A 17,901-nucleotide genomic window follows, 5' to 3' on the forward strand; every position below is an offset into this window, starting at 1 on the left:
TATGTCACACTTTCATACACTTTCGGTAAAAGAGCTTCACAGAGAAACGGATAAATCAGTTACCATTAGTTTTCAGGTTCCTGCCGACTTAAAATCGGTTTACGAATTTCAAGCTGGTCAATATATTACATTGAAAACAAACTTGAATGGTCAGGAAGTCCGTCGTGATTATTCCTTGTGTTCCTCACCAAAAAGTAGCGAATTAAAAGTAGCTGTCAAAGAAGTTCAGGACGGAACCTTTTCAGCTTATGCCAATAATGATTTAAAAGCTGGAGACACGCTAGAAGTGGCTCCACCAAAAGGTCGTTTTGTTTTTACACCTAATGATAAGCAAACAAAGAACATAGCCTTGTTTGCAGCAGGTAGTGGAATTACACCTGTTTTAAGTATTGTGAAATGTGCTTTAGAAGAAGAAATTCACAGCAAAGTGATTTTGGTTTACGGAAACAAAACCACTCAAGACACGATGTTTTTACAAGAGCTTTTAGATTTACAACATACCTATAAAGAACGTTTCACCATACAATTTGTATTCAGCCAAGCCGATGAAACCGACGCTATTTTTGGTCGCATTGAAAAAAGTACTGTCAATTATGTCATGAAAAACAAGCACAAAAATATTGAGGTAGATGCCTTTTATTTATGTGGACCTGAAGCTATGATTCATGCTGTAAAAGATGTTTTAACGGAACATGACATTCCAAAAGAACGTGTTCACTTTGAATTATTTAAGGCGGCAAAACCTGCTGAAAACACTACGTCAGGTGTTATACCAGACGGAAAAACGCAAATTACGGTTGTAGTTGATGATGAAGAAACAACGTTTGAAATGAGCCAGAAACAAACCGTTTTAGAAGCCGCTTTAGATGAAGATTTAGATGCACCATATTCCTGCCAAGGTGGTATTTGCAGTAGTTGTTTAGCCCGAATTACCGAAGGTGAAGCAACCATGCGCCAGAATAATATTTTAACCGATAGTGAAGTTGCCGAAGGCTTAATTTTAACCTGTCAAGCACATCCTACCACGCCGACTTTAAAGGTGGATTATGATGATATATAAAAAAGCCCACTCTGTCCTTTGGACATCTCTCCCAAAGGGAGAGAACACATAGATATATAAATTAAATATCAAATTTCTCTGTGTAACGCTGTGAATCTTTATGTAACTCTGTGAAATAAATTAGTTTTCATTTGAAAAACAATCACAAACTACCCTAAAACAGCCCTAATTTTATACATAACCATTGTATTCAAGTTAAAAAATGAACTACATAAAAAACAAAATAGAACTTGAAGAAAATGGATATTCTATTTTATCTGATTTGTATTCGGATAACGAAATAATTCAAATTTTATCTTGTATAGAAAATGCTGTTGATAATGGAAGTTCGTTTATGAAAACAAAGGATTTGTTTGCTATTCGACAACTAATTAAGAATGTTCCTGAATTATCTAATTTATTGTTTAACGAAAAACTGACAGAATTAATTTCTAACCTTTCTCCATCTGAATATTTCCTAACAAAAGCCATTTATTTTGATAAACCAAGCGAATCGAATTGGTTTGTAGCTTACCATCAAGACTTGAGTATTTCGATTGACAAAAAAGCTGATTTAGAAAATTATGTGAATTGGACTTTTAAAAAAGGTCAACACGGAGTTCAACCACCAATTAAGATCCTGCAAGACACAATAACAGTCCGAATTCATTTAGATAAAACGGATAAAAATAATGGTGCTTTAAAAATAATCCCGAAATCTCACTCAAAAGGCATAATTCGTACGGAATCAAAAGATTGGGAAATTGAAAATGAATTTATCTGTGAAGTAGAAAAAGGTGGTGTCATGTTAATGAAACCTTTGACTTTACACGCCTCTAACCGAACCACAAACGGAATGAAAAGGCGAGTCATACATTTGGAATTTAACCACCATAATCTGGCTAAACCGCTAACTTGGTTGGAATATTATAAAATAAAAAAGCAGTAAACAAAAACGCAAATAATTAATTACTTCGGTAATTTCACTTGCTAAAATCCTTGCAAATTTTATATTCAATTTTTATTATTTAAATTACCAACACGTTTTGTACTTACCGTTTCACAGCATATTATAATTATGGATTTTGAAATAAAAAGAATTATAACAGTCGAATTTCCAAATAACTTTTTAAAAGTTAATTTGAATGATTTAGAAAGTTTTATCTCTGAAAATTTGTCTGAAAAAGATTATGGAAAGTCCGTAGTAAAATATTTCTGGGGTTTTGAATTATTCAAATTTGATGGCGGGTTTGCACAATTTTTTAAAAATGACATTGAAAGTTGGAAACATTCTGTAAAGTGGTTTGTCACCAATTCAAATTTTGATTGGAATATTATAAAAGATTTAACGGAATTTCAAACACTAGATTTAATAAAAAAAGAAATTCTTTTATCAGTTGATCGGATAAATAGTATGAAAAGAAAACCCAAAGATTTTGATTGTGAAAAGTTCAGTCAAGACCTTGAATCAATTTTAAATAATTTTATAGAAAACAAACATTAATCAACCTAAAACAGCCCTAACTTTTTCAACAACCCTTTCAACCGGAACACTCCCAGCAGCATCTTTATAATCTTCTGGATATTTGTTGCCATAAATAGATGTTGGGATTTTTGGGTATTGGTTTCTATCCGCTACCAAGGCATAATCAGCTGGTTGATTAAAAGGTGCAAAGCCAGCAAATGGATGCGTAACTCCCCAAATAGTCACGACTTTTACGCCAAGCATAGCTGCTAAATGCGCATTTCCAGAATCCATGGAAATCATGACATCTAAATTGGAAATAACATCCAACTCTTCACTAAATGATAATTTTCCAGCCATATTTATAATACCATCTGCTTCAGATTCGAAGTAATTTAAAATCTGAACTTCCTTTTTTCCGCCTCCAAATAATAAAACCTGATAGTTTTTAGACAATTCTTTAATGACCTGCTCCATGAGTTCCAATGGATATTTTTTTCCATTATGAGCCGCAAAAGGTGCAATACCAATGCGTTTCTTATTTGAACCTCCTATTAATTTGGAAATATTAGGGTTTAAAGCTGCTGGAATTGGGTAATTGGGTTTGGTTAAATCTAACGGAAAACCGAGTGTTTCAAACACATCTGCATAGCGTTGATGTGTGGTTTTTAATTGTTCGAAGATTTTGCCTTTGGTGAGTTGCTTTTTGTCTTTTCGGCCTTTATCAATGGTAGCTACTTTTCGCGCACCAATTAATGGTTTTAATACTTTGGTTCGTAACACCTTGTGTAAATCTGCAATAGCATCACAGTTTTCTATTTTTAATTCTCGGGACAATTTATACAAACCCATCAAGCCTTTATGTTTGCCTTTTACATCTGCCGGAAATACCGTTACGTTTTTTAAATCGCGGAACAATGGCGCAAAAAAAGCACGTGTTAAAACGGTGATTTTTACACTGGGATATTGTTGTGTAAACGCACGAATCACAGGAACTGTCATAGCCACATCTCCCATTGCAGAGAGTCGGATAACGAGTATGTGTTTGGGTTTGGACATCAAAGATGAAAGAGATTCCTGCCTTCGCAGGAAGTTTACTTTTGAGAACGCAATACCGGATTTAGTTCATCATCATTGTACATCTTCATTTGCTTATACACTTTCATGTATTTATCGCCTTTTTCAATATCTGCTAATAAGGTATCTATAGCAGTAGAAAGATCTACGCGTTGTTCCAGTAACACATTTAGCTTGGTTTGGCAAGCAGCCAAATGCGCATCAGTAGCATCGGTACGTGTTGCTTCTTCATGCATATGATACACTTTAAGCGCTAAAATGGACAATCTATCAACACCCCAAGCAGGACTTTCCGTATTGATTGTTGCTCCAGTTTTTGGTGTTACATTTTTATATTTTTTAAGAAAATAGCTATCAATATATTCTACCATATCAGTTCTATCTTGATTGGAAGCATCAATTTGACGTTTCAATTTTAAAGCAGCAACTGGGTCAATTTGTGGATCGCGAATAATATCTTCATAATGCCATTGCACAGTGTCTATCCAGCTTTTTCTGTATAATAAATGTTCTAAAGTCTGAGAATCTTTATCATACGGGTTACTAAAAGGTTGATCGACCGAATTAATAACGTGATACTTTGCTATAACGCCTTGAAATATTTTATTAGCTTTTTCTGAAAACATAATATAAAAATTTTGAAACACAAATATAAACCTATTTATTAACTTTACAGTTCAAAACAAATCCAAAACACGATGCATATCCATAATATTTCGCTTGAAAATTCTATTTTAAATACCTTTATTTCAGAAATGCGTGATATTGACATTCAAAAAGATCCCATGCGTTTTAGACGTAACATTGAACGTACAGGCGAAATTTTAGGCTATGAATTAAGTAAATCTTTAAATTATAAATCGGTCAATGTTCAAACGCCATTAGGTACTGCAGCCGAATTTATATCCACTGATGATATTGTATTATGTTCCATTTTACGAGCAGGTGTTCCGCTTCATAACGGTTTATTAAATTACTTTGATAAAGCTGAAAATGCTTTTATTTCGGCTTACAGACATCATAAAAATAAACCTGAAAGTTTTGAAATTATTGTAGAGTATTTGGCCTGCCCTAGTTTAGAAGGCAAAACACTTATATTGGCTGACCCAATGTTAGCAACTGGTCAATCCATGGTGGCAACCTTTGAAGCTTTAAAGCCATTTGGAAAACCTAAAGCTGTGCATTTGGTAAGCGTTATTGGTGCTCAAGAAGGTTTAGATTATGTGTCCAATCATTTTGATGCAGACGCACATTTATGGATTGCAACCGTAGATGAAAAACTAACAGACAAAGGCTATATTATGCCTGGATTAGGTGATGCTGGCGATTTAGCCTTTGGCGAAAAGCTACAGAACTAAACTGGCAAGGAGCCCAACAATTAAAAGCCATATTAAGACTTCACGAAACCATCTTTCAGGAACTAATTCAATATAATTAGTAACAATAAGTGCCAAAGGTGCTATTAAGAAAATAAACTCGGCTCCAGATTTTTCTGGTGAAATAATAATAATCACAAGTGCTATAAAAGCCGTAAAAAGAATGAGCAAATACGACGGTCTATAGCTTTTAGATTGGTTTTTAATTGTTCTTAAATAATAAAACAAAGACCAAATAAAATAAGAGAAGTATATGGTTGCCGCAATGATAATTTGACGATTATTCAACATGCTGAAATCGAAATTTTTCCCACTTTCAAACCGATCTACATAATCCCAAAAATCGATATTAAACACTATTAACACAGCATAGGTTAGTATAGCTACTAAAAGCACACCAATAAAAGGAATTATCCAATTCTTAACATCTGTTATACCATATAAAAAAAGCGCCGCAAAAAGCACGATAAAAAATAACGAACTCCAAAAAAAGAGAAGGGTTGCTAAAGAAATCCAAATAGTAGCATCCAGAATTTTTTTCTTATTTTCTTTCTTAGAACGCAGACTCACAATGCGCCGTAATGCTAACAATATAAACAGATTGGCAATTACTAACTTGGTATTTAAAAATGTTTGAAACATTAACACCATAAACAACCCATAAAACAAGAGGTTGTAACTGTTTTTTTTAGATAGTCTATTCTTACTGGTAAAAAAATCGAAGATAAAAAGTGACAGCACACAAACACCAAATAGAGCAAGTTGCTTCAACACAAATACTGCATTAAATTCAGGGTGCACCCGCAATTTGGCAAGTAAAAAACCGATAAACAATACCATACTCATAATAACAAAATGAATAGGTTTCGCTTTTCTAAAGAATTTTGAAATCATACAGTTAGGAGAAAATCACTTCTATGGATTTATTGATTGTGGTAAATTACTAATATTCTCTTCAAATTATTGAAATTTAATTTGAAAAAGATGTAATTTTGTATCATTACATAATGATTACTATATTACACGTGCTTTAAAAGCCTTAAAATTTATATTATGACCGATTTCTTTTCCGCCATTGAAGACTTATTTGTAAACGTTTTATTTGCACCCTTTGATGCCTTAAGAGCATTAGAACTTGAAAGCTGGTTTGCTGCAAATACAATTAACTGGATATTAATGATTGTTGGCGTTGTTGCATTTACATACTGGATGCTACAACTTAAAAAATTCAATGATAACGGTGAAGAAAACAAAAGTATTACTTCACACAGTTATTTATAAATCGAATCCAATATCTTTTCTATAATACATCTTATCAAAATGTAGCTTGTCTATATTTTGATACGTTTTTTTTAGTGCCTCACTGTAGGTATTTCCATAGCTTGTTATTGCCATAACACGACCTCCAGAGGTTACTACTTTTCCAGCCTTTAAGCTTGCGCCTGCATGAAAGGGTAACACATCTACCATTTTATCTAAACCCGTAATTTCTTTGCCTTTTTCATAAGCTTCTGGATAACCTCCAGAGACTAACATGATTGTTGTAGCAGCACGTTCATCAATTTCAAGGTTAATAGTATCTAATGTTTGATTCGCAATGGCTTGAAAAATTTCAGCCAAATCATTCTTTAAACGTGGTAAAACGACTTCCGTTTCAGGATCTCCCATACGGACGTTATATTCAATAACCTTAGGCTCATTACCTACCTTTATTAATCCAATAAAAACAAACCCTTTATACGGCAAATTATCTTTTTGAAGTCCACTGATTGTTGGTTTAACAACTTGCTCTTCTATTTTATTTAAAAATTCGGGTGTTGCAAATGGTACTGGCGAAACGGCTCCCATTCCACCTGTATTTAAACCTGTATCGCCTTCACCAATACGTTTGTAATCTTTAGCCGTTGGAAGAATTTTATAGTTTTTCCCGTCGGTTAAAACAAAGCAACTTAACTCAATCCCATCTAAAAATTCTTCAATAACTACTTTAGTACTGGCTTCACCAAATTTGGCATCTACCAACATACTTTTCAGTTCAGCTTTAGCTTCTACTAAATCATTTAAAATCAACACGCCTTTTCCAGCTGCCAAACCATCTGCTTTTAAAACGTAAGGTGGATTTAAAGTTTCTAAAAACTGATAACCCGCTTCCACAGTTCGCGCATTAAAACTCTGATAAGCTGCCGTTGGAATGTTATGACGGATCATAAACTCTTTAGCAAACTCCTTACTACCTTCTAATTCAGCCGCTGCTTTTTCGGGGCCAATTACAGAAACACGCTTTAAATCAGCATCATTTAAAAAGAAATCATGAATACCTTGAACTAACGGATCTTCAGGACCAACAACTACCATGTCAATCTTTTTCTCCAGAACTAATGTTTTTATAGCTTGAAAATCGGTAACACCAATGGCTACGTTTTCAGCTATAGCAGCCGTTCCAGAATTTCCAGGTGCTACATATAGTGCTTTACATAATGGACTTTGCTTTAATTTCCAAGCAAATGTATGTTCTCTACCACCTGATCCTAATATTAAAATATTCATGTTGTTGTTGTTTGCTGCAAAAATAATTGCTTTTACGCTTAAAAAACAATTATTTTACAAAAACATCTTAAGCCAATTTCTTTTGAATTTATTCGACCTTTCATTACAATTTAACGGTTTTCCCATAAAGAAAGCTGAACAAATTTTGAAAGGTATCCAAACCCAATCAGACCAGGCGTTTGAAGCTTATGTTGAAAAGAAAAAAAATGAAATAGTCACATACCATATTCAAAACAATTCATTTTATAGCAACTTGGTAAAAGATGCCAATGTAGCAGATTGGAATTCCATTCCGATTATGACGAAACGCGATTTGCAAAAACCACTACAAGACCGACTTTCCGCTGGTTATAATCTGAAAAATGTATATATCAATAAAACATCTGGTTCTTCTGGTGATCCCTTTATTTTTGCTAAAGATTATGTTTGCCATGCACTAACTTGGTCTGTTATTAAAAACAGATTTGGTTGGTATGGATTAGATTTTAACAACTCCAAGCAAGCGCGGTTTTATGGTATTCCTTTAGATAAAAAAGGCTATTATAAGGAACGTTTTAAAGATTTTTTGAGCAGTCGGTTTCGCTTTTCCGTTTTTGATTTAAGCGATGCAGCTTTTGAAGGTTATATTAAAAAGTTTAAATCCACACCTTTTGATTATCTAAATGGTTATACCAGTTCCATAGGTCAATTTGCCAAGTATTTAGAACGAAAAGATCTTGTTTTAAAAACAATGTGTCCCACATTAAAAGCTTGTGTGGTAACATCAGAAATGCTTTTTGATGCGGATAAATTACGCATGGAACAACAATTTGGCATTCCAGTAATTAATGAATATGGTGCATCTGAACTGGATTTAATTGCATTTCAAAACCTAGAAAACGAATGGCAAATTAATAGCGAAACACTATATGTTGAAGTTTTAGATGATAATAACCAAGTTTTACCTTTAGGTGAAGAAGGCCGAATTGTGATAACGTCCTTATACAACCAAGCGCATCCGTTTATACGTTATGATATTGGCGATATTGGTATACTTTCAGAAAAAAGCACGGTAAAAAAACCAATTCTTAAAAAGCTGATTGGAAGAACTAATGATATGGCTGTTTTACCAAGTGGCAAAAAAGCAGCTGGTTTAACTTTCTATTACATCACTAAAAGTATTATTGAAGATGACGGTTTGGTAAAGGAATTCATAATTCAGCAAACACACCTTGAAACATTTAAAATTATTTATGTTGGTGTCGAGGACTTATCTGATGAAAAAATGCAACAAATTCGTGATGAAATGACACGCTATTTAGAACCTAATTTAAACATATTATTTGCGCGTCAAGACGTGCTTGAACGTTCAAAAAGTGGTAAATTGAAACAGTTTTCATCTCTGATAAAGCAACCTTCATAATGAAAGATACTCTCATTATAACTAGTTATTTTCCACCTGAAACTGGGGCAGCTTCTAACCGGATTTTTCATTTAGCAACAGGGTTAGAAAAACAAAACTTTAAGGTATCTGTAATTACACCTTTGCCTAATTATCCGAAAGGAAGGATTTTTGAGGGTTATCGTGGGAAATTCAGACAAACATCTACAGAAAATAATGTAACGATACACAGATTGTGGTTGTATGCGAGTAATTCTAAAAACAAATTGCTACGCTTATTCGCCATGATATCTTATAGTATGAGTCTAATTTGGTTTTTTATTTGGAACAAAATTCCGAACAAAGTTATTGTACAATCGCCTCCATTATTAGTTGCTTTTACGTGTATGTTGTGTTTATGGCGTAAAAAAAGAAAGCTCATCTTAAATGTCAGTGATTTGTGGCCAATAGCAGGTTTAGAATTAGGTGCTTTTAAAAAGAATTTCAGTTATAAAATGCTAGAAAAAATTGAGCGATTTAATTACAAAAAAGCGGATTTAGTTTTAGGCCAGAGCAACGAGATTTTAACTCATGTAAAATCTTTATTTCCAGAAAAAGAAACATTTTTATACAGAAATTACCCTGATTTTGAGCTTCCTGGTTTAATAGAACCATCTATTTCAGATGACAAAATCACAATGGTTTATGCTGGATTATTGGGCGTGGCTCAAGGAATCTATAAACTATGTGAATCGTTGGATTATACCAATATTGAATTTCATATTTATGGCGCAGGTGCTGAAAAAGAAAAAATAGTACAGTTTATTTCTAAAAATCCAGATTTACCCATAGTTTATCATGGCGAAGTTACGCGAACCGAATTACATAATGCCTTATTACGTTATGATATTACCATTATTCCGCTACTTAATAGGATTTATGGTTCTGTTCCTTCCAAAATATTTGAATACGCCAGATTAGGGCTTCCTATGCTTTATTTTGGAGGTGGTGAAGGTGAAAGAATCATTCAACAACACCAATTGGGATGGATAGCTGAAGCTGGAAATTATGGTCATCTAAACAAAACCATTCAAGGGTTAAGAAAACATGAATTAAGTTTTAAAAAACGGGGATTGATTCAACAAGCAGCTCAAGAAAATTTTGATTTTAATAACCAATTATTAAAATTAAAAGCTGTGCTTTAATAGGCTTTTTCTTCGCCTCGAACAGCATTTATAAACGTTTTAATAATAATTTTTAAGTCCAAAAGTAAAGACCAGTTTTCGATATAAAAAATATCATATTTTACGCGACCAATAATATCTTTATCAGTTTCAACTTCACCACGGAATCCACTAATTTGTGCTAACCCGGTTATACCTGGTTTTACAAAATGACGCACCATAAACTTATCAATGCGTTTAGCGTACATATTGGTATGGCTTACCATGTGAGGTCTAGGGCCAACAACAGACATATCGCCAAAGAGTACATTGAAAAATTGTGGCAATTCGTCTATACTTGTTTTTCTAATAAACTTTCCGATTTTGGTTATACGCTGATCACCTCGTGTTGCTTGATAAAGGTTTGCATCCTTATTTGGTGTCATGGATCGGAATTTATAACAATCAAATTCCTTATAATTAAAGCCATTTCTAGATTGCTTAAAGAAGACTGGTCCTTTAGATTCTACTTTAATTAAAATGGCAATAATGGGTGTTAACCACGATAAAACAAACACAATAACACAGGCAGAAAACACAATATCAAAAAGACGTTTAATAAATTGATTAGCAGATTCCTCCAAAGGAATATTCCTTAAGGATAGAATAGGAATATAATCATAATATTCATATTTCAATTTCTTGGAATAGATGTCTTTGTTGTCAGGTAAGAACTTAAGAATAATAAGATTATTATCTGCAAAATCAATTACTTTCATCATTTGTGAATTAGAAAGTTCAGATATTGAGCAATACACCTCTTCAATAGCTTCCTTTTTTAAAAAATGAAGACAAGCATCTAAATCAAAAGTATCTTTATTTTTTAAATTGAATGTTCTTTTATGTTTATACCCATATTCGGGATTAGAATTAAAAAAATTCTCTAAAGCCGTGGTTTGTTTATTCTTTCCTAATATGGCAGTTCTTCTGTAATTTCCTCCAAAGGAAGATCGGTATTTTTGAAGTAAATAGTAAAAAGCAAACTTAAATACGGTTATTAAAACAAAGGCAGATCCTATGTATTTAAATATATTTTTAGGACGAATATTCAGGTCGTGGTAAAATCCAGAGTAGGCCAACACAAATAATCCAAAAAGCACCATTTGTCTGAAAATTAAGGACAATATGGTTATTTCTCTAGTATAACGATACACTTCATAAAACTTTGAATTAATGGAAATGAACAACCATGCTATGGTTGTAACACTTGCAAAAATTAAAGGGTTTTGAAAATTGAAAAAATATAAAATAGCCAACCCGTTTATAATACCTAAATCTACCAAATAAGAAATAGGCCTAATATAAATAGAGTATCTACCGTGTTGTATTTGGCTCATTAATTTTTAATATGCTTAGAGAAATCCTTGTGCTCGCTTTTGTTTAACTCCTCGGCAGATAGCTGCTTAAAATAGCTATACGTTTTTTCCATGCCTTCTGCTCTGTCTACTTTAGGCGTCCAGTTTAATAGTTTTTTAGCTAATGTAATATCTGGTTGTCTTTGCAACGGATCATCCGTAGGAAGTTCCTTGTAAATAATTTTCTGATCGGTTCCCGTTAATTTTATAATTTCTTCGGCAAAGTCTTTTATGGTAATTTCATGAGGATTACCAATGTTTACGGGATATGAATAATCGCTAAAAAGCAAATTATAAATACCTTCAACTTGATCATCAACATAACAAAAAGAGCGCGTTTGAGAGCCATCACCAAAAACGGTTAAATCCTCTCCACGTAACGCTTGACCCATAAAAGCTGGTATAACCCGACCGTCATTTAGGCGCATTCGTGGTCCATAGGTATTAAAAATGCGTACAATACGCGTTTCAATACCGTGAAATCTGTGATATGCCATGGTTATGGATTCCTGAAAACGTTTGGCTTCATCATAAACGCCACGTGGCCCTATGGTATTTACATTTCCATAATAGTCTTCCGTTTGAGGGTGCACCAATGGATCTCCATACACTTCGGACGTAGAAGCAATTAGTATTCTGGCATTTTTAGCTTTAGCTAGACCTAGTAAATTATGTGTTCCTAAAGAGCCTACTTTTAAGGTTTGAATGGGTATTTTTAAATAATCAATAGGACTTGCTGGTGATGCAAAGTGTAGGATGTAATCTAGTTCACCTTCAATTTTAATAAATTCCGTCACATCATGCTCGATAAATTCAAAATTAGGATTATCCAACAAGTGTTTGATGTTTTTCGAATCGCCTGTGATATAGTTATCCATACCAATGACGTGAAATCCTTCTTTTATAAACCGATCACTTAAATGAGAACCTAGAAAACCAGCTGCTCCTGTTATTAATACCTTTTTCATTAATCTATTGTCTTTCTTCCTATTGAGCTATAATAAAAGCCTTCGTTTTTAATATCCTGAACATCGTATAAATTTCTACCATCAAAAATAACTGGTGCATTCATTTCAGCTTTCAGCTTATTAAAATCTGGTGTTCTAAAGATACTCCATTCTGTACAGATAATCAAAGCATCGGCATTTTGAATTGCTGCATACATATCTGGTGCAAACTTAACTTTATTGCCAAATTTCCGCTCCACATTCTCCATAGCTTCTGGGTCGAATGCCGTTATTGAAGCACCACTTTCAAGAAGATCTTCAATTATATACAAAGCTGGTGCTTCGCGAATATCATCGGTTTCCGGTTTAAAAGCCAAGCCCCAAATAGCAATTTTTTTATCTTTTAAATCGCCTTTAAAGAAGGCATCTATGCGTGGTAATAGTATGCGTTTTTGTAAATCGTTTACTTTTATAACGGCATTTAAAATATCGAAGTTATAATTGTGATCTTTCCCTGATTTATGGAGTGCTTTCACGTCCTTTGGAAAGCAAGAACCACCATAGCCTATTCCTGGGAATAAGAAGCGTTTACCTATTCTAGAATCGGTTCCCATACCAATTCGAACTTTATCAACATCAGCACCAACTTTTTCGCAGAAGTTAGCAATTTCATTCATAAAGGTGATTTTGGTTGCCAAAAATGAATTTGCGGCATATTTAGTAAGTTCTGCCGATTTTTCGTCCATAATAATTATCGGGTTTCCAGAGCGTACAAAAGGCTTATAGAGTTTTTCCATTAGTTTGGTAGCTTTATCTGAACTGGAACCTATAACAATACGTTCTGGCTTTAAAAAGTCTTCTACAGCAAAACCTTCTCGTAAGAATTCTGGATTGGAAACCACATCAAAATCTACAGAGGTTTCATTTGCAATGGCTTCTGTAACACGATCGGCTGTTCCAACGGGAACGGTACTTTTATCAACAATTACTTTATAACTTTTTAATAATTTCCCAATGTTTTTGGCAGCACCAAGAACATAGGATAAATCAGCCGAACCGTCTTCATCTTCGGGAGTTGGTAATGCTAGGAAAATAATATCGCCATGGTTTAGACCTTCCTCCAAAGAGGTTGAGAATTTTAAACGGTCTGCTTTTATATTTCTATCGAAAAGTGTATCAAGTAGTGGTTCATATATTGGTACAATACCAGCTTGCATTTTTTTAACTTTATTTTCATCAATGTCAATACATAAGACATTGTTACCTGTTTCGGCCAGACATGTTCCGGTAACTAAACCTACGTAGCCTGTTCCTATTACTGATATATTCATTTTAAGTTATTTAATTGTGACAAAAATAGGGAAGTAAGATGAAAAAAATACACTTACTTTTAAATTAAACAATAGTACTTTATTTAAACAATGATAGTGAAATTAATAAACACAGTTTCACATTTACGTTTTAAGCATTAATTTTTCCCTTAAAACTACCAAAAAAAGAGGGATAGTAGTGTAGATAAAATAATTTCCTGATATAAAGATAATGATTCCAAGAAATCCAGAAAAAATCCAAACTAATCTAATTGGCGAAAAAGTAAAAAACGATCTCCAATAAGTATATAAAAAAACGGCACCACCCATAGTCCCAAAAAAATAAAAAACATCAATAAATCCCATTTCAGATTTAGTCCTAAAATCGGCAACGCCTCCAAAACAATAATTGATCCAACTCCAATTTTCCTTTATATATGGCAGCGTATCATTAAGAAACAATTGGTTTCTGAATGATAATATGGATGAAAAAACGCCTTCAGATTGTCTTAATTCATTAAAAAAGCCCCATTTAAAAAATAAAAAATATCCTGCTAAAATACCTACTATTGGTATTAACATTGCTAGAGCGTACTTATACTTAAATTGTGAGTAATTTACGAGATACAAGATTGAAATAAACAATAGGGCTAAATAGATAGTTTTTGTGCCCACTAAAAGCGCACTTATTATAACTAAGAGTGTTTTCCAATTTGAAAAGAAGTGAATTTTGTACTTCATTAAAAAATAAAACAACACAATTATATACACATAGGATGTTAAAGAAGATGAATATAATAGACCATTATATCCAAATCTTGGGCCTAGATAGGTTTTAAAATATGGAACACCAAAAACAAATCCGACAACTATTAAAAGGCAGTTGAAAATAATAATAGCTTCAAAAACACGGAATAATTTATTTTTGTTTTGAATTGGAAACTTTGAAAAATAGATAAATAATACTATTGGAAAAACGTACTTGAAAAACGCCAAAATATTCACATACATTAGACCCTCTGTAATGGATAATTGTCCGATTAAAAAAAAGCAACATAAAATTACGCCGTACTTTACGAATTTGGATTTAAAATTATGTTTTACAATCATAAACACCATATAGACCGATATAATTCCCTTTATAATTTTTGGTATTTCAGAACTATTTCCTGTTGTGATGAATTGTATTTTTGAGTAGCTTTCCGTTATTAAAATTAGCACTAAAAAGACAACCAAAAGGTTCCCTTCTATTTGCTTATTTATTTTAGATAGCTCTATCATTCTAGTAATTTATAAGAATATTTGTTTGATGTTTTTTTGAAAAATTAAAACTGCATGTTAATGTTGTGGTTTCTTGCTTTACATTAAACGCATTCGAGAACCATCCTAATGGCTCTTCCGTATTTCCAAATGTTATTTTAACCAGTCTGAAAAGTTCACTCTCCATAAAAACTGTCACATCATTATTAGAAAGCTTGAGTTTATTATCATCTATCTTTTCAATTTTTACATTTGGATGAAAGTGTAAAAATAAATCTCCAGTATGTATTTTGTTGTTATTTCCTATAAATTGATCTATAACTTCAATGTTGTTTTCTGTTTTATTGAAATCAATTGATCTTGAGTGCGTAACTCCAAAACGTTTAAAGGCATCAGTTGTGGCTTGACATACGGTTTTAGTATTTGTTTTAATAAAGGAGTCGATTATAGTTTCAGGAAGATTAATCCAGCTCATTCTTCCATTATTAGTAGCATGATTTTTATTGTTGATACTAACAGTATTATGAGCAGTAATACCTCTGAAATAATTTCGCCAAAAACTATATTTTGAATGATACTGATACGTTCCACTATCAATTAAAAATGGAACACCTTTAGTACTGAAATTGAAATGAAATATATCTGAATGCCCATGAGCGGCCGAAATATGATCGCCAATAGTACCCACATCAAACGATAGTTTGGTTTGGTTATCATGATCATACATAAAACAATACCCTGATGTTTCAAATAACGTGTCTGATTCGTTTTGTGTTTGATTTTTTATATGAAAATCAGAGCCAAATATCAAATAATTTCTAAAATCTATTTCTTGATAAACTTTAAAATTAGTTTGGAACAGATAGTTGGATGATGCTAATTGAGATTGATATAATGAGAAATTGTTATGAAAATATGGGTTAATAACAAAGCCTTCATCATTATCACCAAAAATGGTTTCGTCACTCAAATAGTCTAAATGTTCTGTAAACAGGAATAGGGTTTTAAATATATCCATTACATTCTCCGATAACGTTATCCCTGCTTGCTGTAAAAACGTTACTGTAATTAGAATTTGGTCGCTAACTTCAGCATGATATCTAGAGCACAGTTCCATATGAACACCATCTGCATTTATTTGATTTTCAACTTCCAGATAAAACATGTTACGCCATTTTAAGGCTTCCTTTTGTGGAACCTTAAAATAAGATGATATGATATTTAACCCCATTAATTCTGCCATTAAATGGTTATTGGCAGAGGAGTAAAGCGACAAATGGTTTTTTAAATATTGGTAATTACAAGCAAGGTTGTTTTTTATAATGACATCTAACGTGTTTGAAAGCAAATTAAATTGGTTAAGAATACTATGTGTATAAATTAAATTAACACTTCGTATACCTATTTCAATACCTGATGTCCAATTTATTGATTTTAAATATGGGTTTTGTGCTGTCCACTCAACAACAATATTTTCTAATTTATCAAGATATATGGGGTCTTGATTTTCTACATACTTAAAGGCTAAAAAAGGTAGGAATTCTAATCTTGAAAGTTCTAATGTGAATTTCACATCGCCATTTATTTCAAAATCTTGACGATTAATATTTCCGTAATAATTTAAAGGTGAAGTAATAGTGTTGCAATAGTCTTTACGCCAATTTGATAGGCTAAAAACATCTAAAGTGGTATTAAAAACGTGGTATTGGGCGTGAAAGGGTTTTTGTTTAAATAAAGTAACAAGATCTTTTTTTATGTAGGGTTTAGCAATATAATTGGGGTTTAATACAAACGAACTTGGAATTTTATTCTGCTGGAACTTTCCTTTAATTTTTGTTTGTAAAAATTGAGGAATCCTGTAAAAAAGCACCTCTTTTACACTCATTAATTTAGCTCTATTATAATACCATTTAAGTTTATTTTGAATCATGGATTGTAATTACTATGAATTAGCTATTAAATAGTGTTTTAAATTGTTCAGATACTATCTTTTTAGAATATAAAGATTCAACAAAATCCCTCGTTTTATAATTTGACTTATTTACAAGAAACTTATCCATTGCATTGATAAAATCTCTTTTAATTCTTGGGTTATATTTTTCACCTGAAACACCATTTTTTATAATATTTTTCAATGCAAAATCATCAGGGCCAATGACAGGAACACCACAGCTCATCGATTCTATGGCAACTAATCCGAGACTTTCACTTTTTGATGGAAAAAACAACACATCGATTTTAGTGTAAAATTCAGGCATTTTGTCCTTTTCAAACATATCATATAAAAATACATTTCCTAAATCTTTTAATTGGTTGATATAAGTATCTCTAGCCTTACCGTAATCTATAATATGAAAATTAAATTTTGAAGCGTTCAAACATTCAATTAATATAATTAAATCTTCAATTCCCTTATTAATATCAAAACCTGAAGCAAAGCCTATATTAATAGTGCTAAAAATTTCTTTTTCTATTGACAAAGGTTTAAAAATATTCAAATCTACACCACCACTTGGAGAAACATGAAATGTTCGATTTTGCAATGCTGGGATTTCTGTTAGTACAATACCTTTAAAATACTTAGATGGTACAATAAATATTCCTTTTGAGGGTATAAAAAAATATGAAATTTTATTTAATATTTTTTTATACCTATTTGTATGAACAATATCACCTCCATGAAAATTGATAATTATATTTTTCATACTACTGAATCTGAAAATTAATGGAATGAAAAGGTGTGGAAAATGATTAATATATACATATTCATACTTCTTATAATTGTAAAAAAGTAATCTCATGTAAAATTCAATATAGTTAAATATAGATTTTTTTTCACTAATTAAAACAACCCTATCAACTTCCAAGTTCGCATCAATTAAACAGCTCTCAATTGATTTAATATACCCACCTCTTTTTGGATGTTTTATTGTGGGATAAGC

Annotated in this window: 17 protein-coding genes; 7 read left to right on the plus strand and 10 right to left on the minus strand. The window is 32.3% G+C overall.

The window, feature by feature from the left end:
- The first annotated feature begins 1 nt into the window (after nucleotide 1).
- The 3 genes from ES675_RS02660 to ES675_RS02670 all read left to right on the plus strand — a co-directional run bounded on the left by ES675_RS02660 (nucleotide 2) and on the right by ES675_RS02670 (nucleotide 2,543).
- Complete coding sequence (locus tag ES675_RS02660; RefSeq protein WP_066253717.1) at nucleotides 2-1,060, plus strand: ferredoxin--NADP reductase; 1,059 nt, start codon at nucleotides 2-4, stop codon at nucleotides 1,058-1,060.
- A gap of 202 nt (nucleotides 1,061-1,262) precedes the next feature.
- Complete coding sequence (locus ES675_RS02665; protein ID WP_066253594.1) at nucleotides 1,263-1,988, plus strand: phytanoyl-CoA dioxygenase family protein; 726 nt, start codon at nucleotides 1,263-1,265, stop codon at nucleotides 1,986-1,988.
- A 129-nt stretch (nucleotides 1,989-2,117) separates the two neighbouring features.
- Nucleotides 2,118-2,543, plus strand: a complete 426-nt coding sequence (locus tag ES675_RS02670) for a hypothetical protein (protein ID WP_066253591.1) — start codon at nucleotides 2,118-2,120, stop codon at nucleotides 2,541-2,543.
- On the opposite strand, the gene ES675_RS02675 is transcribed toward ES675_RS02670, so the two are convergent.
- Nucleotides 2,544-3,563 carry a glycosyltransferase family 9 protein gene (locus tag ES675_RS02675; RefSeq protein WP_231931305.1) on the minus strand — a complete coding sequence of 340 codons (1,020 nt, stop codon included), beginning with the start codon at nucleotides 3,561-3,563 and terminating at the stop codon, nucleotides 2,544-2,546.
- A 35-nt stretch (nucleotides 3,564-3,598) separates the two neighbouring features.
- Nucleotides 3,599-4,207, minus strand: coding sequence for a DUF4254 domain-containing protein (locus tag ES675_RS02680; RefSeq protein ID WP_066253586.1), 609 nt, complete (start codon nucleotides 4,205-4,207; stop codon nucleotides 3,599-3,601).
- A gap of 72 nt (nucleotides 4,208-4,279) precedes the next feature.
- Here ES675_RS02680 and upp point away from each other — a divergent pair, with 72 nt between their 5' ends.
- Complete coding sequence (gene upp, locus ES675_RS02685) at nucleotides 4,280-4,939, plus strand: uracil phosphoribosyltransferase (RefSeq protein ID WP_066253583.1); 660 nt, start codon at nucleotides 4,280-4,282, stop codon at nucleotides 4,937-4,939.
- On the opposite strand, the gene ES675_RS02690 is transcribed toward upp, so the two are convergent.
- Entirely contained in the window at nucleotides 4,928-5,851 is a 924-nt protein-coding gene (locus tag ES675_RS02690; protein WP_066253580.1) for a DUF6427 family protein, read from the minus strand. The two genes, upp and ES675_RS02690, sit on opposite strands and share 12 nt — an antisense overlap.
- A gap of 159 nt (nucleotides 5,852-6,010) precedes the next feature.
- Between ES675_RS02690 and ES675_RS02695 the strand changes: the two genes are divergently transcribed.
- On the plus strand, nucleotides 6,011-6,238 hold the full coding sequence (locus ES675_RS02695) for a DUF6341 family protein (protein WP_066253577.1): 228 nt from the start codon (nucleotides 6,011-6,013) through the stop codon (nucleotides 6,236-6,238).
- On the opposite strand, the gene purD is transcribed toward ES675_RS02695, so the two are convergent.
- Nucleotides 6,233-7,504 (minus strand): phosphoribosylamine--glycine ligase, encoded by a 1,272-nt coding sequence (purD, locus tag ES675_RS02700; RefSeq protein ID WP_066253575.1) that lies wholly within the window; start codon nucleotides 7,502-7,504, stop codon nucleotides 6,233-6,235. The two genes, ES675_RS02695 and purD, sit on opposite strands and share 6 nt — an antisense overlap.
- A gap of 82 nt (nucleotides 7,505-7,586) precedes the next feature.
- Here purD and ES675_RS02705 point away from each other — a divergent pair, with 82 nt between their 5' ends.
- Both ES675_RS02705 and ES675_RS02710 read left to right on the plus strand, forming a co-directional pair.
- Nucleotides 7,587-8,906, plus strand: coding sequence for a phenylacetate--CoA ligase family protein (locus ES675_RS02705; protein ID WP_066253714.1), 1,320 nt, complete (start codon nucleotides 7,587-7,589; stop codon nucleotides 8,904-8,906).
- Entirely contained in the window at nucleotides 8,906-10,069 is a 1,164-nt protein-coding gene (locus ES675_RS02710) for a glycosyltransferase family 4 protein (protein WP_066253572.1), read from the plus strand. Before ES675_RS02705 ends, ES675_RS02710 begins: the two co-directional genes overlap by 1 nt.
- On the opposite strand, the gene ES675_RS02715 is transcribed toward ES675_RS02710, so the two are convergent.
- The 6 genes from ES675_RS02715 to ES675_RS02740 all read right to left on the minus strand — a co-directional run bounded on the left by ES675_RS02715 (nucleotide 10,066) and on the right by ES675_RS02740 (nucleotide 17,664).
- Nucleotides 10,066-11,424: an undecaprenyl-phosphate glucose phosphotransferase gene (locus ES675_RS02715; RefSeq protein ID WP_066253570.1), complete on the minus strand. Its 1,359-nt coding sequence runs from the start codon at nucleotides 11,422-11,424 to the stop codon at nucleotides 10,066-10,068. The genes ES675_RS02710 and ES675_RS02715 overlap by 4 nt on opposite strands.
- The gene (locus ES675_RS02720) at nucleotides 11,424-12,410 is read right to left on the minus strand and encodes a UDP-glucuronic acid decarboxylase family protein (RefSeq protein ID WP_066253563.1); all 987 of its coding nucleotides are present in this window, start codon (nucleotides 12,408-12,410) and stop codon (nucleotides 11,424-11,426) included. The genes ES675_RS02715 and ES675_RS02720 overlap by 1 nt, the downstream gene beginning before the upstream one ends.
- Nucleotides 12,410-13,720 carry a UDP-glucose dehydrogenase family protein gene (locus ES675_RS02725; RefSeq protein WP_066253560.1) on the minus strand — a complete coding sequence of 437 codons (1,311 nt, stop codon included), beginning with the start codon at nucleotides 13,718-13,720 and terminating at the stop codon, nucleotides 12,410-12,412. Before ES675_RS02725 ends, ES675_RS02720 begins: the two co-directional genes overlap by 1 nt.
- Before the next feature lie 123 nt (nucleotides 13,721-13,843).
- Nucleotides 13,844-14,281: a hypothetical protein gene (locus tag ES675_RS02730; RefSeq protein ID WP_148367226.1), complete on the minus strand. Its 438-nt coding sequence runs from the start codon at nucleotides 14,279-14,281 to the stop codon at nucleotides 13,844-13,846.
- A 700-nt stretch (nucleotides 14,282-14,981) separates the two neighbouring features.
- Nucleotides 14,982-16,889 carry an alginate lyase family protein gene (locus ES675_RS02735; protein WP_066253550.1) on the minus strand — a complete coding sequence of 636 codons (1,908 nt, stop codon included), beginning with the start codon at nucleotides 16,887-16,889 and terminating at the stop codon, nucleotides 14,982-14,984.
- A 19-nt stretch (nucleotides 16,890-16,908) separates the two neighbouring features.
- Nucleotides 16,909-17,664: a glycosyltransferase family 4 protein gene (locus tag ES675_RS02740; RefSeq protein WP_170244062.1), complete on the minus strand. Its 756-nt coding sequence runs from the start codon at nucleotides 17,662-17,664 to the stop codon at nucleotides 16,909-16,911.
- Nucleotides 17,665-17,901 lie beyond the last annotated feature (237 nt).

Source organism: Algorimicrobium algoritergicola, assembly GCF_008086165.1.
In the GTDB taxonomy this organism is placed as follows: domain Bacteria; phylum Bacteroidota; class Bacteroidia; order Flavobacteriales; family Flavobacteriaceae; genus Algorimicrobium; species Algorimicrobium algoritergicola.

Bases quoted from the DNA above. Each gene is read 5' to 3' on its own strand.
- ES675_RS02675 (WP_231931305.1), bottom strand. From the start codon at position 3,563: ATGTCCAAACCCAAACACATACTCGTTATCCGACTCTCTGCAATGGGA.
- ES675_RS02730 (WP_148367226.1), bottom strand. From the start codon at position 14,281: ATGTTAATACCAATAGTAGGTATTTTAGCAGGATATTTTTTATTTTTT.
- ES675_RS02725 (WP_066253560.1), bottom strand. From the start codon at position 13,720: ATGAATATATCAGTAATAGGAACAGGCTACGTAGGTTTAGTTACCGGA.
- purD (WP_066253575.1), bottom strand. From the start codon at position 7,504: ATGAATATTTTAATATTAGGATCAGGTGGTAGAGAACATACATTTGCT.
- ES675_RS02710 (WP_066253572.1), top strand. From the start codon at position 8,906: ATGAAAGATACTCTCATTATAACTAGTTATTTTCCACCTGAAACTGGG.
- ES675_RS02665 (WP_066253594.1), top strand. From the start codon at position 1,263: ATGAACTACATAAAAAACAAAATAGAACTTGAAGAAAATGGATATTCT.
- ES675_RS02670 (WP_066253591.1), top strand. From the start codon at position 2,118: ATGGATTTTGAAATAAAAAGAATTATAACAGTCGAATTTCCAAATAAC.
- ES675_RS02660 (WP_066253717.1), top strand. From the start codon at position 2: ATGTCACACTTTCATACACTTTCGGTAAAAGAGCTTCACAGAGAAACG.
- ES675_RS02720 (WP_066253563.1), bottom strand. From the start codon at position 12,410: ATGAAAAAGGTATTAATAACAGGAGCAGCTGGTTTTCTAGGTTCTCAT.
- ES675_RS02695 (WP_066253577.1), top strand. From the start codon at position 6,011: ATGACCGATTTCTTTTCCGCCATTGAAGACTTATTTGTAAACGTTTTA.
- ES675_RS02680 (WP_066253586.1), bottom strand. From the start codon at position 4,207: ATGTTTTCAGAAAAAGCTAATAAAATATTTCAAGGCGTTATAGCAAAG.
- ES675_RS02690 (WP_066253580.1), bottom strand. From the start codon at position 5,851: ATGATTTCAAAATTCTTTAGAAAAGCGAAACCTATTCATTTTGTTATT.
- ES675_RS02740 (WP_170244062.1), bottom strand. From the start codon at position 17,664: ATGAAAAATATAATTATCAATTTTCATGGAGGTGATATTGTTCATACA.
- ES675_RS02715 (WP_066253570.1), bottom strand. From the start codon at position 11,424: ATGAGCCAAATACAACACGGTAGATACTCTATTTATATTAGGCCTATT.
- ES675_RS02735 (WP_066253550.1), bottom strand. From the start codon at position 16,889: ATGATTCAAAATAAACTTAAATGGTATTATAATAGAGCTAAATTAATG.
- upp (WP_066253583.1), top strand. From the start codon at position 4,280: ATGCATATCCATAATATTTCGCTTGAAAATTCTATTTTAAATACCTTT.